The following is a 13,423-nucleotide window of genomic DNA, read 5'->3' on the forward strand; positions in this document are numbered from 1 at the left end:
GCTCCGTCTGGAAGTCAGGGCGGAAAGGGTGGGGATGACCTTCGACGAGTACGTGCGGGACCGCGGCCAGGCGCTGCTGCGGTTCGCGTACCTGCTTACCGGCGACCGCCACCTGGCCGAGGACTTGGTGCAGACCGCGTTGCTCAAGGCGCACGGCCGCTGGCGTCGCGTAGCGGCCGCCGACCACCCTGACGCCTACCTGCGCCGCATCATGGTCAACGCCAACATCGACTGGCAGCGCAAACGGTCCAACTCCGAGCTGCCGGTCCAACCGGGCGACGCGTGGTTCGAGGTGGCAGGCGCCGGTGATCACGCCGACCACGTGGCCGCCCGGGCCCAGACGTGGGGCGCGCTGGCGGCGCTGCCACCGGGGCAGCGGGCCGTGCTGGTGCTGCGCTTCTACGAGGACCGCGACGACCGGGCGATCGCGGAGCTGTTGGGCTGCGCGGAGAGCACCGTGCGGTCCCAGGCGTCGCGGGCGCTGAGCAGCCTGCGCACCGCGTGGGGCGAGACGATGGAGCCCGCGGGTGAGTAGGGAGGAGGACCGATGAACGAGGCGGAGCGACGACTGCGGGACGCCTTCACCGAGGGCGCCGCGTACGCCCCGACCGACGACGGCATGCTGGCCGCCGTCCACCACCGCGTCCGGCGGCGGCGGACCGCCCGGCAGGTGGTGGCCGCCGGGGTCGCGGTGATCGCGCTGGTCGGCGGCCTGGTCTTCGCGGCGGGGCGGGTTCGGGACGAGGTGGCGACGTCCGCGGCCGGTGCGGCGCGGTTGCCCGCCTCGGCCGGGGTGGTCGGCGAGTGGGAACCGGTGTCGCTCGTCGGGTTCACCGGCTCCATCGACACCCCGCGGCGCGAGCCGCCACTGGTCCGCTTCACCGACGACGGCCACTGGGAGGCGTCCGACGGCTGCAACGGGTCCGCGGGTCGCTACCAGGCGGACAACGGGGTCTTCAGCGCCACCACGGACGGCCCGTCGACGCTCATCGGGTGCGCCAATGTGCCCAACACCTACGTGCTGACCAAGGCGACGTCCTACACGCTGCGCGGGGACGAGTTGGTGTTCACCATGGACGGACCCATCGTGCTGGGGACGTACCGCAGGGTGGGCTGATCGGTGCTCGGCTTTCGGCGGGTGGCGGCTTCGTGCACTAGCGTCCAGACATGCCGACCCGCTTGGTCAACTTCGTGGTGGACGCCGCCGACCCGCCCGCCCTGGCGCGCTTCTGGGCCGACCTGCTGGGGTGGCCGACCACCTTCGCGGAGGACGGCGAGATCGACGTCACCGCCCCGGAGGAAGACGGCTGGGACATGGACTTGGTCTTCGTGCCTGCCCCGAACCCCAAGCTCGGCAAGAACCGCGTCCACCTCGACCTGTCCAGCGTGTCGCCGACCGACCAGGACGCGACCGTCCGCCGCGCGCTCGGCCTGGGCGCCCGCCCGGTCGACCTCGGCCAGGGCGACGTGCCGTGGGTGGTCCTCGCCGACCCGGAGGGCAACGAGTTCTGCGTCCTCGAACCCCGCCCCGAGTACGCCGACACCGGCGCCATCGCCGCCATCGTCGTCGACGCACTCGACCCCAGCGCCCAGGCCACCTTCTGGGCCGCCGCCACCGGCCACCGCATCATCCGCGACGAACCCGCCTTCGCGTCCCTGCACGCCCCCGACCGCCACGGCCCCTGGCTGGAATTCCTCCGCACCACAGACCCCAAACTCACCAAGAACCCCCTCCACCTCGACCTCGCCCCACACCTGGACGAGGACCAGCACACCGAGGCCGCCCGCCTCCAGTCCCTGGGCGCGACTCTCGCCGATGTCGGCCAGGGTGATGTGCCGTGGGTGGTGCTCACGGATCCCGAGGGCAACGAGTTCTGCATCCTCACCCCTCGCTGAACCCGCCCGGCAGCCTTCCCTTCCCTGACGCGGCTTGGATTGTTGATACGGGCCAACTCTTGCGGCCTGGTGGGGGCCTGGACTCAGGCGCGGAGGCGTAAGCCCTTGGGGGTGGCTCGGAAGCCCGCGTCGCGGAGGATGGTGGACAGGGTGGAGGTGAGGGCTACTTCGCCGTCGGCTTTTTGGACGGAGAGGGGGCCTAGCCAGCCTTCTTTCACGGCTCGGGAGAGGGCTTCGGCGGCGGCGCGCAGGGGTGGGGTGTCGTCGGTGAAGGTGAGGAGGGTGCGGCCGCCGCGTTCCACGTAGAGGGCGGGGGTGCCTTCGACGAGGACGGCGAGGGCGCCTGCTTTGCGGCCGGGGCGGTGTTTGCCCTCGCCGACCGGGTCCGGCCAGTCCAGGGCGGCGCCGTAGGGCTGGGCCGGGTCGGCCGCGGCGAGGACGACGGCGTCCAGCTTGGTGTCCGAAGTGGACTGGATCGGGCGCTGCATGCTGGCCGGGATCGGCCAGCCCTCGCCGAGGTGCACGTCGGGCGCCGGGGGAGCGGCGTCCGGGCGGGAGAGCGCGCGCAGCCGGTCCACCGCGCCGCGAGCCGCGAACTGCGACGCGCCCAGCCCCTCCACCACGTACCCGCGGATGATCTGCCCCGTGTCCTCCATCGCCCGCAGCACCTTGTAGACACCGCTGAACCCGCCGACCACCCGCTCGGTGTCCAACGCGCCGCGGGTCAGGACACCGTGCCGTTCCAGGAACGCCTCCGCGCGGGCGTGCGCGCGCCGAGTCGGGTCCTTTTCGCGTGCCACCACCAGCGACCACCGCCCGCCGACCGTGGGCGGACCCGTACGGCTCGGCATCACCGGTCGTGCCGCGCGCATGCGGGCGTACCGGCCGCGCGGGGCAGTCGGGCGCGGTTTGTGCGCGGCACCCTTGCCCGCGACTAGAGCCCGCAACGGTGCGATCGTGTCGTTGGTGACAAGACCGCCCCACACCAGGTCCCACAACGCGGTCACGACGTCCTGGTCGCCGGGGACCTCCGCGCCACCATCGACCAGGATCGCCCCTGCCCGTTCGGCGACCTGGCGGAAGAACAGCGCCCCAGTGTCCAAAGAAGACAGTACGGCCCCGTGCAGTGGTGTGTCCGGGACCGCTTCCTCGACGTCCGGCAGCAACAGGTCCGCCACGTCCGAGGGAGCCAACGCCACCCACCCGTCGCCACCCGCCAAGGCACCGCTACCGCACCAGGTGACCTCACCTGCCGCGGTCAGCTCATCGAGCAAGGCAGGCGTGTACCCGGGCAACCGGGCAGGCAGGATCAACGACTCCACGGCGCTGGCAGGCAATGGCGCCCCCGCCAACTGCTCCACCACCGACAGCACGTCGTCCGCCGTCGGCGCTGACCGCAACCGACGCCCGATCCCGTGCCAGCTCGGCAAGAACCGCCCCAGCGCGGCAGGCTCGACCGGCTCCACCTCCGCCCGCAGCCGCGCCAGCGACCCGCGCCGCAACCGCCGCAACACATCCGCGTCGCAGTACTCGGTGTGCGTGCCACCCGGCCGCAGTTCACCGCGCACCAACCGGCCCGCGCCCGCCAACCGCTCCAACACCCCCGTCACCACCGAGACCCCCAACCCGAACCGGGCCGCCGCCTCCGCGGCGGGGAACGGGCCGTGCGTACGGGCGTACCGCGCCAACAGGTCGCCCACCGGATCCGCGACCGGCTCGGTGAACGCTTCCGGTACGCCTACCGGCAACGCGGTGCCCAACGCGTCGCGAACCCGCCCCGCGTCCTCGATCGAGATGTAGCGCTCCTCGCCCGCGATCCGCACCAGCAGCGCCCGCCGCGCCGTCGCCAACTCGGCCAACCACTCCGGCTGGACGCCCCGCGCGGCCGCCTCCGCCTCGGACAGGTCGCCGAGGAACCGCAGCAGGTCGGCGGCGTCCTCGGCGTGCCTGGCGTGCCGCTTGGGGTCCAGCCGCTGCAGCGACTGCTCCACCTCGGCCAGCACCTCGGGGTCGAGCAGTTCGCGGATCGCCTCCGAGCCGAGCAGCTCGGCCAGCAGCGCGCTGTCGAGCGAGAGCGCCGCCGCCCGCCGCTCCGCCAACGGCACATCGGACCCGTAGAGGAACATCCCCACGTACCCGAACAGCAGGCTCCGCGCGAACGGCGACGCCGACGGGGTCTCCACCTCGACCACCCGCACCCGCCGCGCCCGCACGTCCGACATCAGCTCGCGCAGCCCGGACACGTCGTACACGTCCTGCAGGCACTCCCGCATGGCCTCCAGCACCACCGGGAACTGCTCGTACTTCGCCGCGACCGACAGCAGTTGCGCCGACCGCTGCCGCTGCTGCCACAACGGCGTCCGCCGCCGGGGATCGCGCCGGGGCAGCAGCAGCGACCTGGCCGCGCACTCGCGGAACCGGGACGCGAACAGCGCCGACCCGCCCACCTCCGCGACCACGACCTGCTCCACCTCCTCCGGGTCGAGCAGCACGTCCTCGACCCCGGCCACCACCTCCTGTCCCGCGTCGTCGACGGCGTCCGGCAGCCGCAGCACGATCCCGTCGTCGGAGTGCGCGATCTGCGCCTCCACCCCGCGCCGCTCCCGGAGCCTGGCCCCGATCGCCAACGCCCACGGCGCGTTCACCTGCGCGCCGAACGGCGAGTGCACCACCAGCCGCCAGTCGCCGAGCTCGTCGCGGAAGCGCTCCACGAGCACCGTCCGGTCGTCGGGCACGTGCCTGGTCGCCTCGCGCTGCTCCCGCAGGTACGCCAGCAGGTTGTCGGTCGCCCACTCGTCCAGCCCGGCCGCCGCCGCCCGCTGCCGCGCCGCCGGTTCGTCCACAGCGGACAGCTCGCGGACGAACGCGCCCAGTGCCCGCCCCAGCTCCAGCGGGCGACCCGGCGCGTCGCCCTTCCAGAACGGCATCCTGGCGGGCTCGCCCGGCGCAGGTGTGACGATCACCCGGTCGTGGGTGATGTCCTGCACCCGCCAGGCCGAGGTGCCCAACAGGAACGTGTCGCCGACCCGCGACTCGTACACCATCTCCTCGTCCAGCTCGCCGACCCGCGACCCGGCGCCGCGCTCGTTCGGCGGGGTCATCACGGTGAACAGGCCCCGGTCGGGGATGGTGCCGCCGGAGGTGACCGCGAGCCGCTGCGCCCCCGGCCGCCCGCGCAGCTCCCCGCTGACCCGGTCCCAGGTGATCCGGGGCCGCAGCTCGCCGAACTCCTCGCTCGGGTACCGGCCGGCGAGCATGTCGAGCACCGAGTACAGCGCCGAGTCCGGCAGCGACGCGTACGGCGCGGCGCGGCGGATCAGCGCGGCCAGGTCGGTCACCGTCCACGGTTCGAGCGCCGTCATCGCCACCACGTGCTGGGCCAGCACGTCCAGCGGGTTGCGCGGGTAGCGGACCGCCTCGATCGCGCCGCCTGCCATCCGCTCGGCCACCACCGCGCAGGAGACCAGGTCGCCGCGGAACTTCGGGAACATCACCCCGCGCGAGACGGCCCCCACCTGGTGCCCGGCCCGGCCCACCCGCTGCATCCCGGCCGCCACCGTCGGCGGCGCCTCGATCTGCACCACCAGGTCGACCGCGCCCATGTCGATGCCCAGCTCCAGCGAGGACGTCGCCACCACGCACGGCAGCCGCCCCGACTTGAGGTCCTCCTCGACCAGGGTCCGCTGCTCCCGCGACATCGACCCGTGGTGCGCCCTGGCCACCACCGGCTCGACCATCGTCGTCAGCCCGGACTGCCCGATGGCCTCGGCCGGGAACCGGGTCATCGCCTCGGACCCCGCACCCGCGAGCTCGTTGAGCCGCGCGGTCATCCGCTCGGCCAGCCGCCGCGAGTTCGAGAACACGATCGTCGAGCGGTGCGCGCGCACCAGGTCCAGCACCCGCTGCTCCACCAGCGGCCAGATCGATGGCCGCTCCGGGGCCTCGGCGGAATCCGGGTCGAGCGGGGTGGCCGGACCCTCGCCGAGGCTCGCCATGTCGGCGACCGGGACCTCCACGCTGACCTCGATGGTCTTCGCGATCGTCGGCCGGACCACGGTGACCGGGCGGCCACCGCAGAGGAACCCGCTGACCTCCTCCACGGGCCGCACCGTCGCCGACAGCCCGATCCGCTGCGCAGGCCGCTCCAGCAGCGCGTCCAGCCGTTCCAGCGACACCGCCATGTGCGAGCCGCGCTTGGTGCCCGCCACCGCGTGCACCTCGTCGACGATCACCGTGCGCACCCCGCGCAGCGACTCCCGCGCGGCCGAGGTGAGCAGCAGGAACAGCGACTCCGGCGTGGTCACCAGCACGTCCGGCGGTGTCCTGGCGAACGAGCGGCGCTCGTCGGCAGGCGTGTCGCCGGTGCGCATGCCGACCGTGATGTCCGGTTCCGGCAGGTCCAGCCGGTGCGCGGCCTGCCGGATGCCCGCCAGCGGGGCGCGCAGGTTGCGCTGCACGTCGACCGCCAGCGCCTTGAGCGGGGACACGTACAGCACCCGGCACCGCTGCTTGGCCTCGCTCGGCACGCCCTCGGCGGCCAGCCGGTCGAGCGCCCACAGGAACGCCGCGAGCGTCTTGCCCGACCCGGTCGGCGCGACCACGAGCGCGTGCTCGCCCGCCGCGGCCGCCCGCCAGGCCCCGGCCTGGGCCTCGGTCGGCGCGGCGAACGCGCCGGTGAACCACTGGCGGGTCGGGGCGGTGAACAGGTCGAGCGCTGCTGCGGTCACCCGTCCATGGTTACCCCAGGTGTCCGACACTGCCAGCAGGGCGGCCGGACCTGTGGATGGCCGGGGTGATTGTGGACAACTGCGCTCAGTGTCCACCCGGGACCTCGCCGTGTTGGCCGTGGGAGCCCGGCGCGGACCTGGGTACGGTAAGGCCCCACCCCGGGTGACCTCGGGCACGTGCGGATCTGGGAGACCAGGCCCGCACGGCGTGTCACGCATGGGAACATCTGCGACGACAACCTGGGGGAGAGCACGGTCGGGGTTGCGTTGAGGGGAGAGCAGTGAACGTCCTGTCGGTCGATCTCGGCACGTCGAACACCGTCGCCGTGCTGTCCGCGCACGGCCGCCCGCCTCGGGTGGTCGACGTCGACGGGGCGTCGATGATGCCCTCGGCGGTGTTCGCGGGTGAGGACGGCGGGTTGGTCGTCGGCCGCGACGCCGAGCGGCGCGCCCGCCTCGACCCCTCCCGCTTCGAGCCCAACCCCAAGCGCCGCGTCGACGAGGGCACGCTGCTGCTCGGCGACACGGTCGTCCCGGTCACCGACGCGCTGGCCGGTGTCCTGCGCCGCGTGGCCGAGGAGACCTCTCGCCAGCTGGGCAACAAGAAGCCCGACGAGGTCCGGCTGACCCACCCCGCGCAGTGGGGTCCCGTGCGCCGCAACGTGCTGCTGTCCGCGGCCAGGCAGGCGGGCATGGGATCGAACCTGGTCCTGGTTCCCGAACCGGTCGCCGCCGCCGCGCACTTCGCCTCCTTTCCCGGGCAGACACTCGGTTCCGGACAGGCATTGGCCGTCTACGACCTCGGTGCGGGAACTTTCGACGTCGCGATCGTTGGTGCTACGCAAAAGGGCTTCGTGGTCCTGGCCGAGGCCGGCCTGCCGGACCTCGGTGGCCTTGACGTCGACCAGGCGCTGTTGGAACACGTGGGCCGTCAGGTCTCCCACCGCGACCCGGCCGGTTGGCAGCGACTGCTGCGGCCTGAGTCCACCGGGGACAGGCGGGCGCAACGCGCGCTGCGCGAGGACGTCAAGGCGTCCAAGGAAGCGCTCTCGCGGCACCCGCAGACCGAGGTCCCGCTGCCGGAGCCGTTCGACGACGTCCTGGTGACCAGGGTCGAGCTGGAGGCCCTGATCCGCCCCGGCATGCTCCGCAGCGTCGAGCTGCTGGCCGCGACGATCCGGTCAACCGGCATGACCCCCGACCGGCTGGTCGGCATCTACCTGGTCGGCGGTTCGAGCCGGATCCCGCTGGTGGCGACGCTGATCGCCGAGCAGCTGCGGGTCGTGCCGACCAGTCTCGACCAGCCGGAGACCGCCGTCGCCCTCGGCGCGCACCACGTGCCCCAAGAGGGCATCACGATGCGCACCGGCGACATGTCCGGCACCATCGACGCCGTCCGCCGCTCCCGCGCCACCGTCCCGCCCCGCACCAGCGGCTTCAACGCGCAGGCACCGCAGCCGCAGTCGCAGCCCCAGGCCCCGCAGGTCCCCCAGCCCCCGTCGACCGGGCCGACCCCGGTGCAGCAGTACCCCAACTCCGCCCCCCAGCGCGTGCAGGGCCCCCCGTCGCGGCCGATCCCGGTCCAGGCACCGCCGTCGGTGCCGACGCAGGTCCAGAGCCCGCCGTCGATCCCGACCCCGGTGCAGCACCACCCCTTACCGATGCAGCGCCAGAACTCGAACAAGGTCTGGTACATCGCCACCGCCATCGTGGCCGTCGTGGTGATCGGCATCGTCAGCATCATCGTCGCCACCTCCGGTGGCTCCACGGTCAACGCCAACTGCGACGACACGACCACCGACGAGCAGGGGTTCACCGCCTGCATCCGGGAGATCGCGGGCCCGGTCGCCGACCACAACTGCGACTCGGGCACGAACATCCCGGGAGTGGGCGACCCGGACACCGCGGGCGCTGTCGCGGTGACCTGCAAGCCGGGCAACGGCTACTACGTCCTCTACTACCAGTTCCCCTCCGAGAGCCTGGTCGACACCAACATCGACGCGGCGTTCTCCACGCTCGGCGAGCAGGGGCACACCGGCGACTGGGACGGTGGCGGCAAGAGCGGCAAGTACCAGTACGCGGAGATCTCGGGCGGCGCGAGCCTGCTCATGTTCTCCGTCTCGGACACACCGGTCATGGGCACCGTGATGGCCCTGCCGGGATCCGACGACGTGCTCTCGTTCTTCAACGAGCACGTCAAGCCCGGTAGCGGCGCCTGATCCCGATGCGCGTCCTGTCCGTCGACCTCGGCACGTCCAACACCGTGGCTGTGCTGTCCGCGCACGGTCGCCCACCGCGGGTGGTCGAGGTCGACGGCGCTAACACCATGCCGTCGGCTGTGTACGCCGGCGAGGACGGTGGGCTTGTCGTCGGCAGGGACGCGGAGCGGCGGGCGCGGCTCGACCCGTCACGGTTCGAGCCCAACCCGAAGCGGCGGGTGGACGAGGGGACGTTGCTGCTCGGCGACGTCGTCGTCCCGGTGTCCGAGGCGCTCGCGGCGGTCTTGCGCCACATCATCGAAGAGGTCACCCGGCAGCTCGGCGGCGCACACCCTGACGAGGTCCGGCTGACCCACCCCGCGCAGTGGGGGCCGGCCAGGCGACACGTGCTGTTGTCCGCCGCCAAGCAGGCGGGCATGGGGTCCAACATCGTGTTGGTCCCCGAGCCGGTCGCTGCTGCCGCGCACTTCACCTCGCTCGGGCACCCGTTGCCGCCAGGTCAGGCGTTGGCCGTCTACGACCTCGGTGCGGGAACCTTCGACGTGGCCGTGGTTGCCGCTACACAGCAGGGTTTCGCTGTTTTGGCCGAGGCCGGTCTACAGGACCTCGGTGGCGTCGATGTCGACCAAGCCCTCTTGGACCACCTGGGGCGGCAGGGCTCTCACCGCGATCCGGCTGGCTGGCAGAGACTGCTGCGGCCCGAGTCCACGGCGGACCGGCGAGCCCGCCGCGCGCTGCAAGAGGATGTCAAGGCGGCCAAGGAAGCCCTGTCGCGGCACCCGCAGACCGAGGTGCCGATGCCCGCGCCGTTCAACGACGTGCTGCTCACCCGCGCCGAGTTGGAAGCCCTGATCCGGCCGAGCCTGCTGCGCAGCGTCGAGGTCCTCGCGGACACCACCCGCTCCACCGGCACCACGCCCGACCGCCTGGCCGGGATCTACCTCGTCGGCGGTTCGAGCCGGATCCCGCTGGTGGCGACCCTGATCGCCGAGCAGCTCCGGATCGTGCCGACCAGCCTCGACCAGCCCGAGACCGCCGTCGCCCTCGGCGCGCACCTGGTCAGCCGCGAGGGCATCAGCATGCGCACCACGACGGTCGAACCGGGCAGGCAACCCACCTACACGGCGCCGGTCACCGGACCGCTCACCGGTCCGCTGCAAGTCAACTTCCCGACGCCAGTGCGCCCGGTAGCGCCACCGAGGCGATCGAAGCTACCGCTGCTGATCTCCGCTGCCGTGGTCGCTGTTCTCGCGGTGGTCGCCGGGATCTTCCTGCTCATCCCCAGCGACGACCTCCCGAGCGCCTCGTCCTGCCAGACCAAGGGCGCCAAGGACTCCACGGGCTTCACCGAGTGCCTACGACAGCTCGCCGGTCAGGTCCCCGGTAGCGCCCAGTGCCAAGCGGGCAAGGCACCCGCGGACGTCACGTGTGCTCTACCTGAGTCCTACACCGTCAACTACGCCCACCTCGGTTCGCGCGAAGACGTGCAAGAACTATTCGACTCCGAGCTCATCGCCATGACTGATGGCGACCACGTCCTCGCCGAGTGGCGCGGCAACGGGCTCGCGGGGGACTTCCGCGCGGGCGTCAAGGGTGGCACCGGCGTCTTGGTCTTCACCGTGACCGACCGCCCCCTGGTCGGGTGGATCTCCCGCAGCGGGACCCGCGGGTCCGGGACGACACCGGACACGCTGGCCGACTTCTTCGCCGCCAAGGTCCAGCCGAGCGGTTAGCGCCGCCGGTTGCGCAGCGCGATGATCCCCAGCACGATCGCGGCGACCAACCCGCCGAGCACGGCGATGTCGATCAGGGTGCTCTCCAGCGCGGACGGCGGTTCGACGGGCACGGTCGCGATTGTGCCCTGCGCCTAGACTGGTCGTCGATGCGCATCACGACCTTCCGGGCCATGCTCGCCGACGAGTTCGGCGCGGGCCACGCCGAGACCATCGCCCACGACCACGTCTTCGCCGCCCTCGGTGGCCGCACCGTCGACCAGGCGCTGGACGCGGGTGTCCCCACCAAGGAGATCTGGCAGGCCGTCTGCGAGGCGTTCGAGGTGCCACCCGACCGGCGCTGATCGCGGCGGGCGTCGGCGTGTCGGTGCCGGAGGTCGAACAGGTGTTCGCTACTGTGGCGTCCGCGACCGGAGCCATCCACAACGGCCCCGTTTGTCCACAGACCGGCGGTGCCCGCCGAGAATCGTCGGTCCTTGCCCGTAGCGTGCTCGGCGTGAGCACGAAACAGACCCGAGGTGGATCGAAGATGCCAGCAGCACCCGACCGGGACAAGGCGCTCGAACTCGCCCTTGCCCAGATCGACAAGAACTTCGGCAAGGGCTCGGTGATGCGCCTCGGTGACGAGGGCCGCGCCCCGATCGCCGTCATCCCGACCGGCGCCATCGCCCTCGACGTCGCCCTGGGCATCGGCGGGCTGCCGCGCGGCCGGGTCGTCGAGATCTACGGCCCGGAGTCCTCCGGTAAGACGACCGTCGCGCTGCACGCGGTGGCCAACGCCCAGCGCGCGGGCGGCATCGCGGCGTTCATCGACGCCGAGCACGCGCTCGACCCCGAGTACGCCAAGTCGCTCGGCGTCGACACCGACGCGCTGCTGGTCTCCCAGCCGGACACCGGTGAGCAGGCGCTGGAGATCGCCGACATGCTGATCCGCTCCGGCGCGCTCGACCTCATCGTCATCGACTCGGTGGCCGCGCTGGTGCCGCGCGCCGAGATCGAGGGCGAGATGGGCGACAACCACGTCGGCCTGCAGGCCAGGCTGATGAGCCAGGCGCTGCGCAAGATGACCGGCGCGATGAACAACTCCGGGACCACCGCGATCTTCATCAACCAGCTGCGCGAGAAGATCGGCGTGATGTTCGGGTCCCCGGAGACCACGACCGGTGGCAAGGCGCTCAAGTTCTACGCCTCGGTCCGGCTCGACGTCCGGCGCATCGAGACCCTCAAGGACGGCGGCGAGCCGGTCGGCAACCGCACCAGGGTCAAGGTCGTCAAGAACAAGGTCGCCCCGCCGTTCAAGCAGGCCGAGTTCGACATCCTCTACGGCAAGGGCATCAGCCGCGAGGGCTCGCTCATCGACATGGGCGTCGACCAGGCCATCCTGCGCAAGTCCGGCGCCTGGTACACCTACGAGGGCGACCAGCTCGGCCAGGGCAAGGAGAACGCCCGCAAGTTCCTGCTGGACAACCCGGACGTGGCCGACGAGATCGAGAAGCGGATCAAGGAGAAGCTCGGCATCGGTGCCAAGCTCGACGCCGACGAGACCGCACCGGCCCCCGTCGAGTTCTGATGCCCGAGGACACCCCCCGGTCCGAGGGGGCCGGGTGGTGGCGCGAGCCCGACCCCGGGGCGGAAGCAGACCCCGCCCCGGGGGCTTGGTGGAGCGCGGACCCCGCTGAGCGAGCAGGGCGGGTCGAGCAGTCGCCGTTCGTCGAGTCGCCGTCCGCAGATCCGGGGTGGGCCGTCGAGCCAGGGCCGCCCGTGGAGTCGGAGCGGCTCGCCGAGTCCGGGTGGCCCGTGGAGCAGGGGCGGCCCGTGGAATCGGGGCCGTCCGGCGAGTTCGGGCGATCCGCCGCTCCCGGCGACACGTGGTGGGGTGACTCGGGAGCTGAGCCCGCCCGGCCGGATCCGACCGGGTCGACCGAGGGCGGTGCGCCCGACCGCGGTGCCGAGTCGGGGGACTGGTGGGCCGAGGGTGCTCCAGCCCCGGCCGGACCCCGGGGTGAGCAGGCGTGGTGGTCGGGTGGTTCCGCCGCGCCCACGCGGCGCAAGCCGGGCAAAGCCAAGCGCCAGAAGCCGACCGCGCCCGACAGGTCCACTGTGGATGGTCCGGCCGCGACGGTCGGGGCCGCTCCTGCTGTCGAACGCCAGAGCGCACCCGATCTCGCCGAGCTGCGCCGCCAGGTCGACGCCGTCACGCGCGAGCGCGGTGAACGGGAGCAGGAGAAGCCCGACCGCGACGACCTGGCCGCCAAGGCCCGCGACATCTGCTACCGCCAACTCGCCGCCCGGGACCGGACCAGGGTCGAGTTGGCCCAGGCGCTGCGGCGCAAGGAGATCCCGGACGACATCGCCGAGGCGGTGCTCGGCAAGTTCGACGCCGCCGGGTTGATCAACGACGCCGCGTTCGCCGAGAGCTGGGTGCGGTCCAGGCACACCCACCGGGGGCTGGGCCGCCGGGCGCTGGCCACCGAGCTGCGCCGCAAGGGGGTCGACGACGAGATCGTCGCCGAGGCCGTCGCCGCCGTGGACACCGACGCCGAGCAGGAGCGGGCTGCGGAGCTGGTGGCCAAGAAGCTCGGCACCATGCGGGCCCTCGACGAGCAGACCAAGATCCGCCGCCTTGTGGCCGTGCTGGCCCGCCGCGGCTACGGCGAGGGCCTGGCCTACCGGGTCGTGCGCGCGGCGCTCGACGCCGCCGAACCGCTCGACTAGCCGCGACGGACCCGTCACGCCCGGTGGTGATCCGCCCGGTCGGGCGGGGATTTCTCCGGCGTCGAGAAGCCGGGTCCCGACCGCCCGCGATGACCTTGAGGGTCGGCCACAGTGGGCAGTGTCACAACGGACA

Annotated in this window: 9 protein-coding genes; 8 read left to right on the forward strand and 1 reads right to left on the reverse strand. The window is 72.5% G+C overall.

Annotated features, from left to right (window positions below; translation table 11 throughout):
* Positions 1-34 precede the first annotated feature (34 nt).
* Genes CLV68_RS10425 through CLV68_RS10435 form a run of 3 tightly spaced genes read left to right on the forward strand, consistent with a single transcriptional unit; the run spans position 35 to position 1,896 of the window.
* Positions 35-535, forward strand: a complete 501-nt coding sequence (locus tag CLV68_RS10425; protein WP_121390156.1) for a SigE family RNA polymerase sigma factor — start codon at positions 35-37, stop codon at positions 533-535.
* Between the two features lie 12 nt (positions 536-547).
* Positions 548-1,117: an META domain-containing protein gene (locus CLV68_RS10430; protein ID WP_121390157.1), complete on the forward strand. Its 570-nt coding sequence runs from the start codon at positions 548-550 to the stop codon at positions 1,115-1,117.
* A gap of 50 nt (positions 1,118-1,167) precedes the next feature.
* Positions 1,168-1,896, forward strand: a complete 729-nt coding sequence (locus CLV68_RS10435; protein ID WP_121390158.1) for a VOC family protein — start codon at positions 1,168-1,170, stop codon at positions 1,894-1,896.
* Between the two features lie 83 nt (positions 1,897-1,979).
* Here the strand turns inward: CLV68_RS10435 and CLV68_RS10440 are convergent, their stop codons facing one another.
* Positions 1,980-6,623: an ATP-dependent helicase gene (locus CLV68_RS10440; RefSeq protein ID WP_121390159.1), complete on the reverse strand. Its 4,644-nt coding sequence runs from the start codon at positions 6,621-6,623 to the stop codon at positions 1,980-1,982.
* A 281-nt stretch (positions 6,624-6,904) separates the two neighbouring features.
* Between CLV68_RS10440 and CLV68_RS10445 the strand changes: the two genes are divergently transcribed.
* The 5 genes from CLV68_RS10445 to CLV68_RS35035 all read left to right on the forward strand — a co-directional run bounded on the left by CLV68_RS10445 (position 6,905) and on the right by CLV68_RS35035 (position 13,290).
* Complete coding sequence (locus CLV68_RS10445; protein ID WP_121390160.1) at positions 6,905-8,842, forward strand: Hsp70 family protein; 1,938 nt, start codon at positions 6,905-6,907, stop codon at positions 8,840-8,842.
* Between the two features lie 5 nt (positions 8,843-8,847).
* Positions 8,848-10,575 carry an Hsp70 family protein gene (locus CLV68_RS10450; RefSeq protein WP_121390161.1) on the forward strand — a complete coding sequence of 576 codons (1,728 nt, stop codon included), beginning with the start codon at positions 8,848-8,850 and terminating at the stop codon, positions 10,573-10,575.
* 149 nt (positions 10,576-10,724) lie between these two features.
* Positions 10,725-10,919 (forward strand): DUF3046 domain-containing protein, encoded by a 195-nt coding sequence (locus CLV68_RS10455; protein ID WP_121390162.1) that lies wholly within the window; start codon positions 10,725-10,727, stop codon positions 10,917-10,919.
* 185 nt (positions 10,920-11,104) lie between these two features.
* On the forward strand, positions 11,105-12,145 hold the full coding sequence (recA, locus tag CLV68_RS10460; RefSeq protein WP_092775501.1) for a recombinase RecA: 1,041 nt from the start codon (positions 11,105-11,107) through the stop codon (positions 12,143-12,145).
* Positions 12,146-12,819: 674 nt separating this feature from the next.
* Positions 12,820-13,290 (forward strand): regulatory protein RecX, encoded by a 471-nt coding sequence (locus CLV68_RS35035; protein WP_246009856.1) that lies wholly within the window; start codon positions 12,820-12,822, stop codon positions 13,288-13,290.
* Positions 13,291-13,423: the final 133 nt, after the last annotated feature.

The organism is Actinokineospora cianjurensis, assembly GCF_003663795.1.
In the GTDB taxonomy this organism is placed as follows: domain Bacteria; phylum Actinomycetota; class Actinomycetes; order Mycobacteriales; family Pseudonocardiaceae; genus Actinokineospora; species Actinokineospora terrae.

Bases quoted from the DNA above. Each gene is read 5' to 3' on its own strand.
- CLV68_RS10425 (WP_121390156.1), top strand. From the start codon at position 35: ATGACCTTCGACGAGTACGTGCGGGACCGCGGCCAGGCGCTGCTGCGG.
- CLV68_RS10430 (WP_121390157.1), top strand. From the start codon at position 548: ATGAACGAGGCGGAGCGACGACTGCGGGACGCCTTCACCGAGGGCGCC.
- CLV68_RS10435 (WP_121390158.1), top strand. From the start codon at position 1,168: ATGCCGACCCGCTTGGTCAACTTCGTGGTGGACGCCGCCGACCCGCCC.
- CLV68_RS10450 (WP_121390161.1), top strand. From the start codon at position 8,848: ATGCGCGTCCTGTCCGTCGACCTCGGCACGTCCAACACCGTGGCTGTG.
- CLV68_RS10455 (WP_121390162.1), top strand. From the start codon at position 10,725: ATGCGCATCACGACCTTCCGGGCCATGCTCGCCGACGAGTTCGGCGCG.
- recA (WP_092775501.1), top strand. From the start codon at position 11,105: ATGCCAGCAGCACCCGACCGGGACAAGGCGCTCGAACTCGCCCTTGCC.